Genomic DNA, 18,048 nt, shown 5'->3' with positions numbered 1-18,048 from the left:
GTTGTACTTAAGCAGTAGCAAGGGGCGCGTGGCCACTCAACGAAACCGAGCAAGAAACGTAAGCAATAATTACAAGTGTGGATTTGACGCCAGTGTCGGGACGGAATGATGACGCGTGCGGCGTTCCAGGATCTCGCGGAATAAAGCGATCTGCCCTTGCGTTGTCGGCGCCCAGCCGAATTGTTCCGCGTAAAGACGGGTGTCGCCGCGGGTGGGGAGGCTTTTGAACAATCTTACGACAGCCTCGGCAACGCCCGCCGCATCAAGCTGCTTCATCAAGACTCCCGCGACCGGGCTTGCTACGACTTCGGGCGTGCCCCAAACATTGGAAGCCACCACCGGCGTGCCGCAGGCCATCGCCTCGAGCAGCACATTGGCCCAGCCTTCGCGCGAGGAGGCGAGCACGAGCGCGTCTGCTGCGCGATAGATCGCGGGAAGGTCTTTTTGCGCACGCATGCCAAGAAAGCGCACCCTGCCGCCAACGCCCAGTCGGGCGGCAAGGCGTTCAAGCGCGGCGCGTTCCGGGCCGTCGCCCACGATGAGAAGATCGGTGTCTGGCAATTCCGGCATCGCGGCAATCACGTGATGATGGCCTTTGCGCTCGATCAGCCAGCCCACACTCACAAGGGTGCGGCGGTGCAGCCCTAGTGCGGTGCGGTCCTTGTCGCGATCCTTGGGATGGAAAAGCTTAAGATCGACGCCGTTGCGCAATACGCGGATTTTCGAGCCTTGCGCGCCGAGCGCCACCATCTCGTCTTTCAGGGCCTGGCAGACCGTGATCACGCCATCGGCCTTGGCGGCAGCGTCAAGAATGGCGCGCCGCGGCCCGGAAAACCGGGGAATGAGATTGATATCCGTGCCACGGGCTGTGACCACGACGGGCAGGCCAAACTCCTTGGCCAGACGCACGGCAGCCACGCCATCTGGATAAAAATAATGCGCATCAATGAGGTCGAAGCGATGCCCCTCTGAAAGAAGCTGGCGAAGCGTAGTGTGCATCGCGTGATACAGCGTGAATGGGGTGAGGCGCATTCCTATTTTGGGAAGGACGAGATAGCGCGGGTGATAAACTGCCATGCCGCTATACTCCTCTCGATACGGAACACGATCGATGCGGCCGAGCTGCGGATGCCGGATGGGCAGGGGAAAAAACGGCACCGGCGCGATGACGGTCGCATGCAGCTTTCCTGACCCGACAAGCTCCCTCAACCGTGTCGCAACGAAAGCACCGAAGGCCGGTCTTGCACAGTTGGGGAACAGTGTTGTTGCCGTTAAGACAGAGGTCATTTGTGCTGTTTCCGCATCTTTGGTCTTTCGCTGATCAAAGCTTCATCTCTTATTGGTTGGCAATACTGATGATGTCTGCAATCTATTTGCGGGGCACTTCCTGGAAACCAACGCGGATGACATCATGAAGCTTTCCATCTTCGGTATGGGCTATGTCGGTGTTGTGTCGGGTGTTTGTCTGGCGCGGCTGGGGCATCAGGTGATCGGTGTTGACGTAAATGCCGATAAGGTGGGGATGATCAATCGCGGGCAATCGCCCATTGTCGAGCCCGGTGTGGCGCAAGCCATGGCGGAACTTGTCGCGGCGGGAAGGCTCAGTGCCACAACGGATGTTGAGAAAGCGATAGGCGAAAGCGATGTGTCCTTCATTTCGGTGGGCACGCCGTCCAGCCGCTCTGGGGCCGCTTCGCTCGAAAGCATAGATCATGTCACGGTCGAGATCGGTGCAGCGATTTCCGCCAAGACAACTCCGCATACGGTAGTGGTCCGCTCCACGGTTCCGCCAGGAACGGTGCGCGACCGCATCGCGCCGGCTTTGGCGCGCACCTCCGGGCGCAAGCTGGGCGAGGGCCTGCATATTGCCGATAACCCGGAATTCTTGCGCGAGGGGCGGGCCATCAAGGATTTCGCGAATCCGCCTTTCACCTTGATCGGGGCAAGCGATCCTGCCGCGATAGAAACCCTTAAGGCGCTCTATAAAGACATTGATGCGCCGTTTATCGAAACCGACGAATACACCGCGGAGAGCATCAAGTATCTCTGCAACATCTTCCATGCGGTGAAGATCGGCTTCGCCAATGAGGCGGGGGCGGTGCTGAAGGAGTTGGGGGTTGATGCGCGCGAGGCCTTGCGGGTGTTCTGTGAGGACCGTGTGCTGAATATCTCGCCCGCGTATCTGAAGCCGGGCTTCGCCTTTGGCGGATCCTGCTTGCCCAAGGATTTGCGCGGCTTTCTCTCCCTGGCGGACGCTCGCGGGGTGGAGACGCCATTTCTGTCCAGCTTGATGAGCTCTAATGAGCGCCACATCACCCGCGCCTTCGAGATGATCACAAGTGGCGGGCGCCAGAAGATCGCCTTCTTCGGCCTGTCCTTCAAGCCGGGTACGGATGACATGCGCGAATCCCCCCTGGTGGCCTTGGCGGAGAAGCTGATCGGCAAAGGCTATGGCCTTTCGATCTATGACAAGGATGTTGAGCTGGCGCGGCTCACAGGCGCCAACAAATCCTTTATCGAGCAGGAAATCCCCCATCTCGGCGCTTTGCTGAAAGACAGCGTGGAGGAAACGCTGGAGGGGGCTGGAGTGATTGTGATCGGCCATCTTGGCGCAGCCGAGGCGGAAACGGTGGCGCGCCTGCAGAAAGGGCGCCGCATCGTCGATCTGCAAGGTGTTGCGCGGCTGGAGAGGCTGGAAAGCTATCAGGGGATTTGCTGGTGAGGCGCCCGAGGCTGTTGTTCATTTCGCCGCGTTACCTGCTTCCGGCGGATATGGGCGGAAAAATCCGCACCGCGCATGTGCTGAAGGGGCTGAAGGGCGGGCATTTCGATGTCACGCTGATCTCGCCTGCGCCGCCGGTCATTCCGGATACAGAGCAATCCGAGCTCTTCGCACTCTGCGATCGGTTCCTGTCTTGGGCCCAGCTTCCGCGCGGGCCGCTGCACAATTATACGCGGCTGCGCTATCTCGTGGCGCGCGAGCCGGTTTCGGTGGTTACGGATTGGTCGGGCGCGGCGGCGAGAGCTGTAGCATCGGCTATCGCTGGGGCTGATCTGGTGGTGGCCGATTTCCTCCACGCCGCCATTCTGCTGCCAGAGAAGCTCGAAAAGCCCTCCGTGCTGTTCACCCATAATGTGGAGGCGGAAATCTTCGCCCGCCACGCCGAACTCGCAAAGAACCCGATTACCCGCCGCATCTGGCAAAGTCAGTGGCAAAAGATGCGCAGCTTCGAGGCGAAATCCTTGCGCCGCTTTGATGGGGTGGTGGCCGTATCGGAGCGCGACCGCGCCACTTTTCAGAAAGCCTATGGCGTCGCCGCAGCTGTTATTCCCACTGGTGTCGATCTTGATCACTTTGCCTTTCATCCGCCCAAGGAAGGTCCGCCGGTAGTCGCTTTCACCGCCTCCATGGATTCGCTCGCCAATATCGATGGCGTGCGCTGGTTCCTGGATAAGGTGTGGCCGCTGATTGTCGCGGAAGTGCCGGGCGCGCAAATGCGGGTGATTGGGCGAAATCCCGACCCCGGATTGGTGGCGGAGACCAAACGCCGGGGTCTTACCTGCCATTTCACCGGCTCTGTGAAGGATGTTTGCCCATATCTCGAAGATGTGCAGGCCTATGTTATCCCGCTGAGAGCTGGTGGGGGCACGCGCATCAAGGCCTTTGAAGCGATGGCTTATGGCCTGCCGGTGGTCTCGACATCGGTTGGGATTGAAGGGCTCGGTGTGACGCCAGAGCTGCATTATCTCAATGCTGACAGCCCGGAAGCCTTCGCGGCCTCTGTGCTGCGGCTGCTCCGCGATCCTGCTTTGCGCTGGCGCCTTTCGCTGGCAGCCCGGCAACTGGTCGAGGAGAACTACTCCTCACGCAAGGTTGGCCGGGTGTTCGAAGACATCTGCATCAATGCGATGCAAAAGCCGTTCAGCGAGAGCCTTGTGCAAACACCAGCACGCGGAAGGTCTGCAGCATGATCGAAAGATCCCGCAGCACGCTGAAGTTCTTCAGGTAATAAAGGTCGTATTCCAGCTTCTTCTCGGCATCTTCCACGGATGCGCCGTAGGGGTAGTTGATCTGCGCCCAGCCGGTGACGCCGGCCTTGATGGAATGGCGCAGGTGATAAAGCCGGATTTGCGCATTGAGCTGGTCCACGAATACCGGCCGTTCGGGCCGCGGCCCCACCATCGACATCTCGCCTAAGAGCACGTTGATGAGCTGTGGCACTTCATCGATGCGGCTGCGGCGCAGAAAGCGCCCGATGCGGGTGACGCGCGGATCGTTCTGGCTTGCCCATTGCGCGCCGAATTTTTCGGCATCCACGCGCATGGTGCGGAATTTGATGATCTTGAAGGTCTTGCCGTTCTGACTGACGCGTTCCTGGCGATAGAAGATCGGCCCGAAATCCTCGAACAGGATGGCAAAGGCGATCACTACCAGTGTCGGCAAGGTCAAGAGCAGCAGCCCCAGCGACACCGTAATATCCAGCACGCGCTTCAGCCCGCGATCCAAAAAGCCAAAGCGGAAGCCTTCGGAATAGACCAGCCAATGCGAGGCGGTCCAGGTGAGGTCGACGCGGCCGGTCTCGCGTTCCAGGAAGGTATTGAAATCGAACACCGGCACGCCATTGGCCTTCCAAGGCAAGAGATGGTCGAAATGCAGCCCGTTGAGGTCGTCCACCGCCACGACCACCTGATCGATATGAAGCTGATCTTCCAGCTCGGCGACGCTTTGCACTTCGGGAAGCGGGCGCACCGGTTCTCCGCCCACCATGGGGGGAGTGCCGCCAAGATAATCTTCGGTGACAAAATGCAGTTCTGCCAATCGGCGGTCGGAACGGCGGAAAAGATCGCGCAGATGCTGCGCCCGAATGCCGGTGCCGATGATGAGGATATGGCGGCGGAACCAATGCCGGCGTGCCATGGCCAGGAACAGCGGCCTTGTCGTCATGCCCGCGATCAGGCTGGCGCCCGTGCCGAGCAGCACGATAGTCAGGCTGCGGCTCGCACTCTGGAAGGCGAGGGCATCAAAGAGCTGCGCCAGAGCGAAATGGATGATCAGCATGGAGAGCGCCGCGCTCACCGCCAGCGCTACCACCAGCCGCGTGATCGAGGTCGAGAAATTCACCAGCGCATCGGGGCGATAGCACCCCGCGGCATAAGCAAAGGCCATCGACAGGCTCGCCATGGTGAGGATCACCGCGATGGTTTGCACCGGCGTGGCGAAGCCCAATCGCGCATGCACGGCATAGATCAGCGCCGCCATGAACCCGGCCATAAAGACGAGATCGAGCCCGGCCAAAGTGGTGCGGGAGCTCGGCAGGAAGCGGCGGCGCAGCCTATAATTCGGCGTGGTGGATGCAACCCATGGTAAGCGGGCGAGTGTGGCCGCTTGAGTTTGGGACAATTCTAGCGTGTTCTGCATTTGATAGGTCCCACCAGCTCCGCTCGCGCATCCTTAGCCAAATCAGGCGTCGGGCAAAAGACACTTTTAAATGCGAGTGAGTTGTAACTAATTCGGGGGAATGGGGGCCGCCGATCCCTGGCTTTGGTGTCATTGTTACGACCGTACGCCTTTATGCTTCTGGAAAGTCATTGATAATAAAAGATTAAAATGATCGCTCGGTCTCTTCCTGCCGCTGCGGAGGAGGGGCTGGAATTGGCCCAGCGGGTCGATTTTACGATTGTTGAGTCAGGCGTCAGTCAGTTTCCGCGAGCCTTACGATGCTTTGTCGTTCTGTTTGCGACCGGTGCAGGGATGTCACAGCTTTCGATGTCTAGCTGCGAGCGATTATTGGAAATAGTTTTGTTTCCTGGCTAAGTTGCAGACAGCGACTGCACACAGGGGCTCTTGATGCAACGTAAGGTTTTGGCCGGCCTCCCGGCCGTTATGCTCGTGATGGCGTTTACCTTGCTGGTTTCAGGCTGTGCTAGCCACTTACCTCCACCGCCCGCTGTACCTGAGAACGCCACCGCCTATCGCATCGGGCCGGGGGATTCGCTCGGCATTTTCGTCTGGCAGAATCGTGAGCTTTCCACCGAGGTGCCCGTTCGCCCGGATGGCAAGATCTCGCTGCCGCTGGTCAATGACATGACCGCCGCGGGCAAGACGCCGACCGAGCTTTCCACTGATATTCAGGATCAACTGAAGAAATACGTGAACAATCCGCTGGTCACGGTGATCGTGCATTCCTTTGTCGGCCCTTATGCGCAGCAGGTGCGTGTGGTCGGTGAGGCGCAGCGCCCGCAATCCTTGGCCTATCGTGATCGCATGACGGTGCTGGATGCCTTGATCGCGGTGGGCGGGCTTACACCTTTGGCTTCGGGGGATCGCGCGACTTTGGTACGTTCTGTCGACGGAAAACAGGTAAGCTATGGCCTGCGACTCGATGATCTCATCAAGGATGGCGATATGAGTGCGAATGCGCCTCTGGCGCCGGGTGATGTGATCATCATTCCTCAGACTTATTTCTAGAGGATATTGATCCAGAACGGGGGCTGGTGATCATGCAGTATGGCAGTACGGACCCTTCCGGTCCGGAAGGAAAAAATCGAAACCGGTATCGCTTCCTCGCAGCCGCGCTATTGGTTTCGGTTCTCCCCGCGATGGCGCAGGAAACTGCGCCCGCGGGACCTTCTTCTTCTGCTGCAACGCCAACTGGTGCGGATGCGATGAGTTCGGGGGGGGCTTTAGGCGATGCGGTTGCCGCCGCCTTGCCGCCGGTGGAGTTCAACGCGTTCGCCGATCTTGCTGAGGGCTACAGCACTAATGCGGGCGGCTTTTCCGGCGGTGGGCAGGGTGATGATACCTTCACCCGCGGTCGCATCGGGCTTGATCTGAATTACTTAAAGCCCCGCCTGCAGGCCAATGCCAGCTATCTTCTCACGGGGCAGTATTGGTCGACCTATCACCGCCTCAATCATCTTTCGCACCGGCTCAATCTCACCTCGCGCACTGTTCTGGTGCCCGAGATGCTGTTCCTCAACGCCAATGCCTTTGCCGCGCCCGCCGATCTTACGCGCGTCGGCGACCTCTCGGCGGGCGGCGAGCCGATCTCGCGCTATAACACGCGGGATACCTATGGCTATTCGGTCTCGCCGCAATTTATGTTGCGCTTTAAGGATTATCTCACCTCGAACCTCAGTGCTTCGCAGGGTGGGGTGTTCTTTGTGGAGCCTTCTGCGGGCAATACTGGCACGCCTGTCCCCATCGATCCGGCGCGCAATTCCTATTCCACCACCATCAGCGAACAGATCGCGAGCGGAAGCTGGTTCCAGCAGCTTTCCTGGAGTGCGCTGGGTTCTTATGGCCAATATTCGCAGACCACCCGCACCCAGCGCCAAATCGAAGGCATTGGCAATGTCACTTATGCGGCGACTCGCTATCTGAAGCTCTTTGTGGTGGGCGGCTACAGCGATTTTCATTCCACCGCCTCGCTGAATGAGGATCTCTCTGGTCCCACCGCGATGGGTGGTTTCACCTTCAGCCAGGGCCCTGCGCTCAGCTTCACGTTCCAGGCGGGCACGCAGCATAACTTCGCCACCTATACCGGCTCGGCGCAGTGGGAAATTTCGCCGTTGACGCGCTTCATTGCCCAGGCGACCGACGGCATTTCCACGCCGCAAGGCGATATCTTGAGCCGCCTCGGCAGCACGAGCTGGAACAATGGCAGCTTCAACAATGGCGGCTTTGGCGCGGGCTCGGGCACCGGCTATTCGCCGTTGAACCCAGGCGGGCTGGCGCTGGATAATTCCATCTACCGCATGCGCTCCATCGAGGCTTCGCTGATCCACAGCGAGGGCCAGATGAATTACAGCCTGACCGCCTTCGGTAACGAGCGTGATCGCCTCGATGCGTCTCCCATTACAGGGCTCAAGCTGAGAAGCTCCGTCTATGGGCTGCGTGGAACCGTAACGCGCCATCTCAATCCCAAAACCACGGCGACGCTCTCTGCGGCCTGGTCCCGCGGTAATGAGTTTGGCGGGCATGACAACATCGTCTCAGCCGACGCGGCGGTGAATTACCAGCTTTCCCGGCATCTGGAGCTTTATCTTACCAACCATCTCGTGCACCGAAGCTCGCAAGCCTTGATCAGCGTGCCCAACAGGCCGCTCACCGAGGATCAGGTGCTGATCGGTATCCGAGCGCGGCTCTGATGGATGCGCGTGATGCCATCTTGCTTTCTCAGCTCAAGGTCCGCGCTGCCGGGCCCGGGGATGGAGCAGGTTGGGATGGTTTTGTGCTCGCGCGCGCTGATGGCAGTTTCTTTCATCGTTTCGGCTGGCGCGAAGTTCTTTCGCGCAATTTCGGTCTCAAGCCGCACTATCTCATTGCCGAGCGCGGCGGCGAGATCGCAGGCGTGCTGCCGCTATTTCATCAGAAAAGCCGCCTTTTCGGGAATGGGTTGATCGCGGCGCCGTTTTGTGTCGAAGGCGGGCCCTTGGGCGATGCGGATGCGGTGGCGGCTCTGGATCACGCCGCGCTCGCCTTGATGGCGCAAACAAGGGCGCCCTTTCTCGAATATCGCAGCCGCAAGGCGGAGCGTGCCGGCTGGGTCGCCAAGCGCGATCTTTATGCCGGGTTTTGCCGCGCGCTCTCATCTAAGGAAGAGGAAAACCTCACCGCCATTCCGCGCAAGCAGCGCGCCGTGGTGCGCAAAGCCATCGCCTCGCCGCTAAAGGGCGGGGTGGAAGAAGGTGTGGAGGCGCTCTATCGTGTCTATGCCGAAAGCGTGCGTAATCTCGGCACGCCGGTTTTCCCGAAACGCTATTTCGCCGATTTACGGGCCGCCTTCGGGGCCGACTGCGATGTGATGGTGATCCGGGACAATGGTGAGCCTGTCAGTGCCGTCTTGAACTTTTATCACAACGGCACGGTGCTGCCGTATTACGGCGGCGGAAGCTCTGCTGCACGCAAGAGCGGCGCCAATGATCTTCTTTATTGGGAGGTGATGCGCCATGCCGTGGCGCGTGGCTGCACCCATTTTGATTTCGGCCGCAGCAAGGCCGGGACGGGCGCTTTCGCCTTCAAGAAGAATTGGGGTTTCGAGCCGGAGTGGCTGGAATACGAGTACTTCCTGAAGCCTGGCACCAGCCTGCCGGAAAAAAATCCGAACAATCCCAAATACGCAGCATTTATCTCGCTGTGGAAAAAGCTGCCGATGCCCGTGGCGAATTTCTTAGGCCCCTTCCTAATTCGCGGGCTGGGCTGAAAACCGCAAAACCTTGATCCGCGCATGTTCGAGCAAGGTGAGAATATCACCTTCCGCCGCGCGCGGGCGCCCCGACAATTCCCACAGCCCCAGCAGAAGCCCGGTGAAACTCAACGCGCCTACCAACACATCCACGGACAGGCGGATCAGTGGGCCGAAGGGGTTGATGCCGTGCACCCCCCAAATGGCGAGCGCCATCCCCGCCGCCGCCAGAGCAGGCCGCCACATCGCTGAAAGGTGATCGCGCGCGGAGACGCCGCTCGCATTGCGCACTGCGAAAATCACCGAGGGGATGAACAGCGCCGAGACGATGACACGCGTTTCCACCACCGCCATGACACTGCGGAAACTCCAAGCCACCGCGAAAATGACCGCCGTGAAAAGGGCAAAACGGGTCCATTGGATTTGTGCGCTGAGGCCGGGTTTGCCCAAGACGTCCAAAAGCGTGCCGGTGCCTGAAAGCAATGTTGCTGTAGCGGCATTCAGCGCCATGAACACGACCAGCGGCGTCGCATCGATCCATTTCGGGCCTAAAATAACCCGCACCATGTCGGGCGCGACCATGGCGACACCCACGCCGGTAGAAAGGCAGATGATTGCCGACCAGCCGAGCATGCGCAGGTAAAGCCGGTGCAGTTCTTCGGGATCATTCCGGCATTTCGACATCACCGGAAACAAGGCCGCGATCATCGGGGTCATGATTTCTTGCGTTGGGCTGGTGGCGATGTCTTTCGCGACTGTGTAGCGCCCCATCATGGCCGCGCCCGCGATACCGCCGATAGCGATGTTGTCGACCTGGGTCTGCAGATAGCCCGCCACCGAGCGCGCGAAGGTCCAGATGGAAAACGACCAGATCTCGCCGGTGCGCGCGAAGGAGAGGCGCGGGCGGAAAGGGCTCATCCAATAGGAGAGCGCCGTGCGCGAAGCCTGTCCCGCCAGAATGCCGACCACCAGCGCCCAGTAATTCCTCAGCACGACCGCCAAGGTTACCGTCAGCACGAATTGCAGCACCTTGGTAACGACATTGTAGACGAAGAAGCGGTCGAAGCGCAGCTCGCGGCTAAAATCTACCGTTCCGATATTTTCCAGCCCGCCCAGCACGGCGCGCACGGCAAGGCATTGCATCACCAAAATAGCGCGCGGCTCGTGGAAGTAGTGTTCTGTGAAAGGTGCTGCAATCAGAATGGCGGCGGCGATGAAGAGGCCTATGGCCACGGAAACCGTCCAAGCGGAATCGTAATGCTCGCGGGTGGGCGCTTCCAGACGCACGATGGCGGCGGCTTGTCCGGTCATGTTCAGCATTTCGAATAGCCCGACCAGGATCATCGCCACCGCGACGATGCCAAAATCCTGTGGCGTCAAGATGCGGGCGAGGATGATGGTGCTGACCACACCAATCAGGCGCATAGCCCAACGCAAGGAAATCATCCAGGCGGAGCCTTTCAACATATGCGCGCCGGAACCCTTCATCTTTACTCCGTGTCCTGATTGTCCGTGTCAAAAGTGAAACAGCGTCCAAGACAAAGTTTTGCTGCCCTTGCTGCCGTCTTCACGCGTGCCGGTACGTCTTCCCGCTAAAAATACCAGCGCATTTTTCGTGACAACAAACGCGCCTTCGCAGCGCTTCTTGAGAGTAGAGGTGAAACGGGATAAGGATCAAACGAAATAGAATGCAGCGCGTACGAACGCGAAGATGTGCTGAACAGCAAGGGAACTGGGGTAAATATGCAAAGCTGGAAGCTTCAGCTCCTCAGCCTGATCGGTGGCGGTTGGCAGTTCCGCTGGTGGGGGCTGGGGCTTGCATGGGCTGTGTGTCTCATCGGCTGGGTTGCCGTGGCGCTCATCCCCAACGCCTACCAATCTTCCGCAAAGGTATATATTGACACAGATACCATGATGCGCCCGCTTCTGAAGGGCATTGTCGTGTCCACCGACACCCAGCAACAGATCAATGTCATGTTGCGCACGCTGGTGACCGCCCCAAATATGGAGCGGGTGGTGCGGGTCACCAATCCCAAATCCAATGGCATGAGCCAGCCTCAGATGCAGGATGCCGTGGCGCGACTCACCAGCCATGTTTCATTAAAGGCGCTTGGCACCAAAAACCTCTATGAGGTCGGCTTCACCGATCCGAACCCCGCTTATGCGCAAAGCGTCGCGCAAACGCTGCTCTCTGTGATGGTGGATTCCAATGTCGGTGACCAGCGCCGTGAATCCGACGATGCGCGCAGCTTCATCGACAGCCAGATCGCGTCTTACGAGAAAAAGATTCAGGAAGCCGATAAGCGCAAGGCTGATTTCCGTGCCGCCCATCTCAACGTCTTCTTTGGCACCAGCGATATCGATGAAGCGCGCGGCGCCATTACCACGGCCAAGACGGCGGTGGAGGAAGCGGCGGCGAAGCGCAATTCCTTGCGGGCCCAGCTTGCCGCCACCCCCGCTACAATGGATATCAATGGTCCAGCACCCGTGCAGCTTGGTGGGGCTGGTACGGTGGACAATAAGCGCCAGCAATTGGGTCAGGCCCGCGCCAAGCTTGATGAGTTGCGTGCTCACTTCACGGAAGACTATCCCGATGTCGTTGCGCAGAAGCAGCTTGTTGCGCGCCTGAAATCTCAGCTCACCGAGAAGGTGAATCCGGCGGAAGATGGCGGGCTGCAATCGGTCGCCAATCCCACCTATCTGATGCTGCGCACCAAGCTTGCCGATGAGGAGGTCAATCTCGCGGTGGCCACCAGCCGTCTTGCCGAGGCGCAGAAGCGCTTGGACGACGCTGGAAAAACGGCTGGGGATTCTCTCAACATCAAACGCCAATACGACAACCTCGACCGCGATTATCAGGCGCTGAAGAAAAACTACGAAGCTCTGGTGGAGCGCCGTGAATCCGCCAACATCTCGCAGGCCGCGGGCGATCAGCAATCGAATATGGTCTTCCGTATTGTCGACCCGCCTTCGCTGCCCAACCGTCCAGCCTCGCCGAACCGGCTCTTGCTCAATCTTGCGGTGCTGCTTGCGGGTATTGCTGCCGGCCTCGCCGGCGCGGTCGGGCTGGGTGCGGTATCGGGCCGCTTCATGACCGTGGAGCAGCTTAGCGCCGCCTTCGCATTGCCGGTTTTGGGCGCCGTCACAGTGGCGCGCACCGCGAGTGACTTTATGCGTATCCGCCGCTCAGCCACCTATTTTGCGGCAGGCGGGGGTGCGCTGGTCGCTCTGTATCTCGTGGTGCTGGTCTTCTTTCACACCAATGTCGCCAATGGCGGGGGGCTGATATGACGGAAGCGCGCCTCAACTTAATTCAGCGCGCCATGCGTGAGGCGGCGCTGAAACGTCCGCCTGAAGAGGGAATGGATCGTACCGAGCCGCTTTTCGAACCTGTGCTGGAAGCCGCGGCGTCTGTTAGAGAGGCGCCTCCGCGCGAACCTCCGCCACGCGAGCCCATCCGGGAAGAACTTCGCCCGGCCTATGCGCAAACGCCGGATCGCACCGTCCGCTTGGCCGTGGGCAGGCTGAAAGAAGGCCGCATGATCACGCCGGATGCGCGCGGCACTGTCACCTATAACGAATTTCGCTCCATAAAGCGCAAGTTGTTGCCTTCGACGCGCGATCCCGCGACCAAAGCCACGACCAAGAATATCGTCATGATCACCAGCGCGCTCGCGGGTGAGGGCAAGACTTATACAGCGATGAATCTTGCCATCTGTCTTGCGGCTGAGAAAAATCTCGACGTTATTCTGGTTGATGGCGACGTCGTACGCGCTTCGGTCAGCCAGTATTTCGAAAACGCACCACGCGAGGGCTTGCTCGATCTCCTCACTGGCCGCCGCCAGAATCTGGATGAGGTGCTGACGCGCTGCGCTGACATTCCCAACCTGCATGTTCTGTTCTCGGGTTCGCGCGACGAAACCTCGCCGGAGCTGCTCGCCTCCCAGCGCATGGCCGATATTTGCACGCAGCTCTCGCGCCGATTCCGCGAAAGCATCGTGGTGATCGATGCGCCGCCGGTTCTGGCCACCGCGGAGCCCGCAGCCCTCGCCATGCACGTGCATCATCTCATTATGGTGGTCGCGGCAGGCCAAGTGGCGCGCCATCACGTCGAAGAGGCGCTGCAAGGCGTGGTCGCATGCCCTTCGATCAGCTTGATTTTCAATAAGGCGCCGGAATGGCAACGCGCCACGCCTTATTCCGATTATTACCGTTACGGCGAGGCGTAGCCACGCCATGTATACCGAATTCTATGGCCTTAAGGCCGAACCTTTCCTTCTCACGCCGGACCATCGCTTCTATTTCGAAAGCCAGGTCCATGAGCAGGCCATGGCGCATCTGATGTATGGGTTGTCGCGTGGCGAGGGCTTTATTGTCATCACCGGCGAGGTTGGGGCAGGAAAAACCACCATCGTGCAGCGGCTTTGCGCCACGGTGGATCGGGAGAAAGTCGTCGCTGCCCATGTCGTGACCACGCTGCTCACCGGTGTCGAACTTCTGCGCATGGTCTGCTTTGCCTTCAAGATCCGTGATGTGCCGGAGAAGAAAGACGCGGTACTGCTTTGCTTGCAGGATTTCTTCGAGGGGCTGGAGCGCGCGGGCCGCAAAGCACTGCTGATCGTCGATGAGGCGCAAAACCTTTCCGCCTCCGCATTGGAAGAGCTGCGCATGCTTTCCAATTTTCAGGTCGGCGTGCATTCGCCCTGTCAGATCTTTCTGGTTGGCCAGCCGCAATTTCGCGATACGCTGACCCACCCCAATCTTGAGCAGCTGCGCCAGCGCGTCATCGCCTCTTATCACCTGGGGCCCATGAGCCGTCATGAGGTCGGGCTCTATCTGCCGCATCGCTTGAAACATGCGGGCTGGACGGGCGATCCCGCATTCGAAGACGGGGCGGTGGATGCGATCTATGTCGCGACCGGTGGTGTGCCGCGCCAGATCAACACGCTGTGCAGCCGTCTTCTGCTCCTCGGCTTTCTCGACAACATGCATGTTTTCGCCGCGGGTGATGTAGAGCGCGTCGCCGCCGATCTGCGTGAGGAATATCGCGGTCAGGCAGTCACGCCTGCGCCGGCGATGGAAGAAAACTATCTCACCCGCATGGATCGCGCGCCTATCACCGCCAGGCTCGAGACCTTGGAAGGGCGGGTCAATCACCAGGAGAAGTCTTTGCGCAAGCTCGCGGTGGGCCTCGCCGAGATGATCGATCCGGCAGCGCGGGGTTAGGCCATGGATGCGAGAGTTGAGATGAACCCCCAGAGTGTGATCGAGGGATGGAATGCCCGCCCCGCCGCAGTTCCGGAAAAGCTGCGCAACGCCATCACGGTGGATGTGGAAGACTATTTCCAGGTGGAAGCGTTTTTCGATGTCATCCACCGCGATAGCTGGGCCAAGCGTACCAGCCGGATCGAACGCAATATGGAGCGCGTGCTCTCGCTGTTTGCCGAAGCCAAAGTGCACGGAACCTTCTTCACCTTGGCCTGGGTGGCGGAGCGTTTTCCCCAAGTCGTGAAAGCCATTGTGGCGGGCGGGCATGAGCTTGCCTCGCATGGCAGCGATCACAAACGTGCAGATTCCCAAAGCTTTTCGGAATTCCTTGGCGATGTCAGTCGCGCCAAATCGGTGCTGGAGGATATCAGCGGGGTGGCGGTGAAGGGCTATCGCGCGCCGAGCTTTTCGGTGATGAAGGAAAATCTCTGGGTGATGGAGGCGCTGGCCTTGGCGGGCTATCGCTATTCCTCCTCCACCAATCCCATCGCGCATGACAATTACGGCATTCCGGAAGCGCCACGCTTTGCCTTTCATCCGCTGGCCGAGGATGATTTCCTCGAAATCCCCGTCACCTCCTTGCGTTGGTTGGGCCGCAATTGGCCAAGCGGTGGCGGCGGCTATTTTCGACTTCTGCCGTTCGGCCTTTCGCGAAGGGCGATGGATAGCGTGCGCGCGCGGGATGATCAGCCGCTGGTGTTTTATTTTCATCCCTGGGAAATCGATGCGGGCCAGCCCCGCGTGCGCGGTGCGTCTCTCAAATCGCGCATCCGCCACTACACCAATCTTTCGCGCATGGAAGATAAGCTGAAGCGGCTGCTTGTCTCCTATCAATGGGGCCGCATGGATGAGATTTTCCTGGAGGCAGCGTGAACATATTGTTCCTCTGCCACCGCATTCCCTATCCGCCCGACAAGGGCGAGAAAATCCGCGCCTTCCACATTCTGCGTCACCTTTCTAAGTGTCATCGTGTCCATCTCGGCGCTTTTGTGGATGATGCTTCGGATTTGCAGCACGAAGCCGCCTTACGTCGCTATGTCAAAGGCGAGTGCTGTCTTGTACCCTTGAACAAGATGGTTTCCGGGGCACGCATGCTGGGCGCGCTGGTTGCGGGCGCACCGCTCACTACCTCTTATTTCGCCAGTACACGCCTGCGCCGCTGGGTCAATCATATGCTGCCGCGCGTCGATCGCGTGGTGGTGTTTAGCTCCGCCATGGCGCCCTTTGTGATGGGTCGTATCGCGCCAGATCGCGCGCTGCTCGATATGGTGGACGTCGATTCCGATAAATGGCGCCAATATGCTAACGCCGTGCGCGGGCCTAAGGCCTGGCTCTATGGCCGCGAGGCGCGCACACTTCTCACGCTGGAGCGGGATGCGGCGGTGCACTTTAGTGCCACGCTGCTGGTCTCCCCCTTCGAAGCTGATACCTTTCGCGCGTTCGCGCCTGAAAGCCGCCGCCACATTTTCAGCATGGCTAATGGCGTAGATCTTGAACGTTATAGTCCAAAGCAGAGTTTTCCAGCGCCCTACGGCGGCGATGAAATCCCGCTCGCCATGGTGGGCACAATGGATTACCGCCCCAATGTCGAAGGGGCCTTGTGGTTTGCTGAGCAGATATTTCCGCTGATCCGCCGCACGCTGCCGAAAGCCAAATTCTACATCGTTGGGGCAAAGCCCGCACCGGAACTGTTGAAGCCGCGTGAGGGTGTGGTGGTGACGGGCAGGGTGGAGGATGTTCGCCCCTATATCGCCCATGCGTCTTCGGTGGTGGCGCCGCTGCGCCTGGCGCGCGGGGTGCAGAATAAGGTGCTGGAAGGGCTCGCGCTGCAAAAGCCGGTGGTGGCTACCACGCCCGCCAGCCGTGGCCTCAGTGTTATCGCCGGGCGCGATCTTTGGGTGGCCGATAGCGCCGCTGAATTTGCCGAGGCGGTGATTGCCGCCGCGACGGGGCCGGATCGCGCGCGTATCGCGTCAAATGGCCGGCATTTGGTGGAGCGCCACTATAGCTGGGACACAAATCTCGCGCTGCTGGATGAATTGCTCGCCCCGGAATCGGATAGCTTGGAGGCCACTTTATGAGCAGCGCGACAGAATTTGCCCCCGCCGCCAAGCGCATTTCTACTTGGAGCCTGCATCTTTCTGCCCTGGTGCTCGCGCTGATCGCCTTGGGAATTTTCTATGCCCCTGCCATCGCGGCGGCGGTAACGGTGTGGTGGGTCTCTCCTACCTTCTCGCACTGCTTTCTCATCATTCCGGTTTCTGCCTATCTCATCTGGAATAAGCGTGATGAACTGGCGGTGCTCAGCCCCGCCGCTTATGCGCCTGCGCTGCTTCTGGCGCCGCTGGTGATCGTGGCCGCCTTTCTGGGAGAGCTCGCCTCGATCAATGAAATCGAACAGCTCGCGGTTGTGGCTTTTGCGCAAATCCTGATTTGGGCGCTTTTGGGCGGGGCGGTCTATCGCGCAATCCTTTTTCCTTGCCTTTATCTCTTTTTCCTGGTGCCGATGGGTGAGTATCTTATCGCGCCCCTGCAACACTTCACGACCTGGTTCATCGACCACGGCCTCAATATTCTCGGTATTCTGCACTACACCGAAGGCAATCTGATCGAGCTTGCCAATGGCAAGTTCCAGGTGGCCGAGGCCTGTGCGGGGCTGCGCTTTCTGATTGCCACCGTTGCGGTGGGCGCGCTGTTTTCCTATCTGACCTATAATACACCGCGCAAAATCTTTCTCTTTATGCTCGCGAGTGTGATCGTGCCCATCATCGGCAATGGCTTTCGCGCGCTCGGCATCGTCTTGCTCGCCCATTTTAGCGATAACCGCATCGCGGTTGGCGCGGATCATCTTGTCTATGGCTGGGGCTTCTCGGTCGCGATCCTGGCCGTCCTGATGTATGTCGGGCTGAAATTCGCCGATGAGATGCCGGGCGCAGCGCCCGTCTTGCCCTGCGCTCTAAAATCCTCGCCTCTGGTACCGGTGCTTCTCACCGCAGTACTCGCAATGGCACTGGTGCCGGGTTTTGCAGTTTGGCGGGCGGAAGCAGCCGTTCCGGTTAATACCAATGCTTTCGCTTTGCCGCCGTCTTTTGCGGAATGGCAGGTTTCAGCCGTCACCCGCGATTGGGCACCGCAATACCAATCGCCGGATGCGCGGCTCGAGTTCTCGCTATGGAAGCCCGAGACACCGCCCGTCTCGGTACATACCGAGTATTACGGCGATGGCGGGCGCCATCTCATCTCCTCTGCCAATAAGATGTGGGATGAAGAAATCTGGCACCCCATTTCCCAGTCAACGGCCAATGCCAGTATCGGCGGAAAACCTATCGAGTTCCGCGAGCTTGTTCTCGGCTCGGGCGGTGTCTCGCGGCTCATCTGGTGGAGCTATGTCAGCGGCGGTGATTACACCACCAGCGCTTTCGCCGTGAAGCTCAACCGCATGCGCAGCGCCATTTCGGGCGGCGAGGGCGCGGCGCTTCTGGCGCTTTCCACCCCTGTGGAGGGTGATCTCGATACGGCGCGCAAGCGTCTGAAAGATGTCGCCACCACGCTTTCTCCCATCAAGGCGCGGATTGATCACGCGCGATAGAGG

Annotated in this window: 14 protein-coding genes; 11 read left to right on the top strand and 3 right to left on the bottom strand. The window is 59.6% G+C overall.

Annotated elements, in window-relative coordinates; all coding sequences use genetic code 11:
• Positions 1-69: 69 nt before the first annotated feature.
• A complete protein-coding gene (locus tag FHS83_RS00160; protein ID WP_167079685.1) occupies positions 70-1,287 on the bottom strand; it encodes a glycosyltransferase family 4 protein in 1,218 nt (405 codons plus the stop codon).
• A 124-nt stretch (positions 1,288-1,411) separates the two neighbouring features.
• Between FHS83_RS00160 and FHS83_RS00155 the strand changes: the two genes are divergently transcribed.
• Both FHS83_RS00155 and FHS83_RS00150 read left to right on the top strand, forming a co-directional pair.
• Positions 1,412-2,722, top strand: a complete 1,311-nt coding sequence (locus FHS83_RS00155) for a nucleotide sugar dehydrogenase (protein ID WP_167079683.1) — start codon at positions 1,412-1,414, stop codon at positions 2,720-2,722.
• Positions 2,719-3,972 (top strand): glycosyltransferase, encoded by a 1,254-nt coding sequence (locus tag FHS83_RS00150; protein ID WP_167079681.1) that lies wholly within the window; start codon positions 2,719-2,721, stop codon positions 3,970-3,972. The genes FHS83_RS00155 and FHS83_RS00150 overlap by 4 nt, the downstream gene beginning before the upstream one ends.
• Here FHS83_RS00150 and FHS83_RS00145 read toward each other — a convergent pair.
• On the bottom strand, positions 3,923-5,419 hold the full coding sequence (locus FHS83_RS00145; protein ID WP_167079679.1) for a TIGR03013 family XrtA/PEP-CTERM system glycosyltransferase: 1,497 nt from the start codon (positions 5,417-5,419) through the stop codon (positions 3,923-3,925). The genes FHS83_RS00150 and FHS83_RS00145 overlap by 50 nt on opposite strands.
• A gap of 429 nt (positions 5,420-5,848) precedes the next feature.
• Between FHS83_RS00145 and FHS83_RS00140 the strand changes: the two genes are divergently transcribed.
• The 3 genes from FHS83_RS00140 to FHS83_RS00130 all read left to right on the top strand — a co-directional run bounded on the left by FHS83_RS00140 (position 5,849) and on the right by FHS83_RS00130 (position 9,206).
• Entirely contained in the window at positions 5,849-6,469 is a 621-nt protein-coding gene (locus FHS83_RS00140) for an XrtA/PEP-CTERM system exopolysaccharide export protein (protein ID WP_167079677.1), read from the top strand.
• 197 nt (positions 6,470-6,666) lie between these two features.
• A complete protein-coding gene (locus FHS83_RS00135) occupies positions 6,667-8,151 on the top strand; it encodes a porin family protein (protein ID WP_167079675.1) in 1,485 nt (494 codons plus the stop codon).
• Positions 8,151-9,206, top strand: coding sequence for a FemAB family XrtA/PEP-CTERM system-associated protein (locus FHS83_RS00130; RefSeq protein WP_167079674.1), 1,056 nt, complete (start codon positions 8,151-8,153; stop codon positions 9,204-9,206). The genes FHS83_RS00135 and FHS83_RS00130 overlap by 1 nt, the downstream gene beginning before the upstream one ends.
• On the opposite strand, the gene FHS83_RS00125 is transcribed toward FHS83_RS00130, so the two are convergent.
• On the bottom strand, positions 9,186-10,676 hold the full coding sequence (locus FHS83_RS00125; RefSeq protein WP_167079672.1) for a lipopolysaccharide biosynthesis protein: 1,491 nt from the start codon (positions 10,674-10,676) through the stop codon (positions 9,186-9,188). The two genes, FHS83_RS00130 and FHS83_RS00125, sit on opposite strands and share 21 nt — an antisense overlap.
• Before the next feature lie 255 nt (positions 10,677-10,931).
• Here FHS83_RS00125 and FHS83_RS00120 point away from each other — a divergent pair, with 255 nt between their 5' ends.
• Genes FHS83_RS00120 through xrtA form a run of 6 tightly spaced genes read left to right on the top strand, consistent with a single transcriptional unit; the run spans position 10,932 to position 18,045 of the window.
• On the top strand, positions 10,932-12,479 hold the full coding sequence (locus FHS83_RS00120) for an XrtA system polysaccharide chain length determinant (protein ID WP_167079670.1): 1,548 nt from the start codon (positions 10,932-10,934) through the stop codon (positions 12,477-12,479).
• Positions 12,476-13,417: an AAA family ATPase gene (locus FHS83_RS00115; RefSeq protein ID WP_167079668.1), complete on the top strand. Its 942-nt coding sequence runs from the start codon at positions 12,476-12,478 to the stop codon at positions 13,415-13,417. Before FHS83_RS00120 ends, FHS83_RS00115 begins: the two co-directional genes overlap by 4 nt.
• Before the next feature lie 7 nt (positions 13,418-13,424).
• On the top strand, positions 13,425-14,414 hold the full coding sequence (locus tag FHS83_RS00110) for an XrtA/PEP-CTERM system-associated ATPase (RefSeq protein WP_167079666.1): 990 nt from the start codon (positions 13,425-13,427) through the stop codon (positions 14,412-14,414).
• A 21-nt stretch (positions 14,415-14,435) separates the two neighbouring features.
• Entirely contained in the window at positions 14,436-15,329 is an 894-nt protein-coding gene (locus tag FHS83_RS00105) for an XrtA system polysaccharide deacetylase (RefSeq protein ID WP_167079663.1), read from the top strand.
• Positions 15,326-16,537, top strand: a complete 1,212-nt coding sequence (locus tag FHS83_RS00100) for a TIGR03087 family PEP-CTERM/XrtA system glycosyltransferase (protein WP_167079661.1) — start codon at positions 15,326-15,328, stop codon at positions 16,535-16,537. The genes FHS83_RS00105 and FHS83_RS00100 overlap by 4 nt, the downstream gene beginning before the upstream one ends.
• Positions 16,534-18,045, top strand: a complete 1,512-nt coding sequence (gene xrtA, locus FHS83_RS00095; RefSeq protein WP_167079659.1) for an exosortase A — start codon at positions 16,534-16,536, stop codon at positions 18,043-18,045. The genes FHS83_RS00100 and xrtA overlap by 4 nt, the downstream gene beginning before the upstream one ends.
• Positions 18,046-18,048 lie beyond the last annotated feature (3 nt).

Source organism: Rhizomicrobium palustre, from assembly GCF_011761565.1.
In the GTDB taxonomy this organism is placed as follows: domain Bacteria; phylum Pseudomonadota; class Alphaproteobacteria; order Micropepsales; family Micropepsaceae; genus Rhizomicrobium; species Rhizomicrobium palustre.
This window is presented reverse-complemented; position numbering and strand designations above follow the sequence as displayed.

What these genes read in the sequence shown, in the direction of transcription:
- xrtA (WP_167079659.1), top strand. Translation starts at nt 16,534, where the DNA reads ATGAGCAGCGCGACAGAATTTGCCCCCGCCGCCAAGCGCATTTCTACT.
- FHS83_RS00140 (WP_167079677.1), top strand. Translation starts at nt 5,849, where the DNA reads ATGCAACGTAAGGTTTTGGCCGGCCTCCCGGCCGTTATGCTCGTGATG.
- FHS83_RS00145 (WP_167079679.1), bottom strand. Translation starts at nt 5,419, where the DNA reads ATGCAGAACACGCTAGAATTGTCCCAAACTCAAGCGGCCACACTCGCC.
- FHS83_RS00130 (WP_167079674.1), top strand. Translation starts at nt 8,151, where the DNA reads ATGGATGCGCGTGATGCCATCTTGCTTTCTCAGCTCAAGGTCCGCGCT.
- FHS83_RS00115 (WP_167079668.1), top strand. Translation starts at nt 12,476, where the DNA reads ATGACGGAAGCGCGCCTCAACTTAATTCAGCGCGCCATGCGTGAGGCG.
- FHS83_RS00110 (WP_167079666.1), top strand. Translation starts at nt 13,425, where the DNA reads ATGTATACCGAATTCTATGGCCTTAAGGCCGAACCTTTCCTTCTCACG.
- FHS83_RS00125 (WP_167079672.1), bottom strand. Translation starts at nt 10,676, where the DNA reads ATGAAGGGTTCCGGCGCGCATATGTTGAAAGGCTCCGCCTGGATGATT.
- FHS83_RS00155 (WP_167079683.1), top strand. Translation starts at nt 1,412, where the DNA reads ATGAAGCTTTCCATCTTCGGTATGGGCTATGTCGGTGTTGTGTCGGGT.
- FHS83_RS00120 (WP_167079670.1), top strand. Translation starts at nt 10,932, where the DNA reads ATGCAAAGCTGGAAGCTTCAGCTCCTCAGCCTGATCGGTGGCGGTTGG.
- FHS83_RS00160 (WP_167079685.1), bottom strand. Translation starts at nt 1,287, where the DNA reads ATGACCTCTGTCTTAACGGCAACAACACTGTTCCCCAACTGTGCAAGA.
- FHS83_RS00105 (WP_167079663.1), top strand. Translation starts at nt 14,436, where the DNA reads ATGAACCCCCAGAGTGTGATCGAGGGATGGAATGCCCGCCCCGCCGCA.
- FHS83_RS00135 (WP_167079675.1), top strand. Translation starts at nt 6,667, where the DNA reads ATGAGTTCGGGGGGGGCTTTAGGCGATGCGGTTGCCGCCGCCTTGCCG.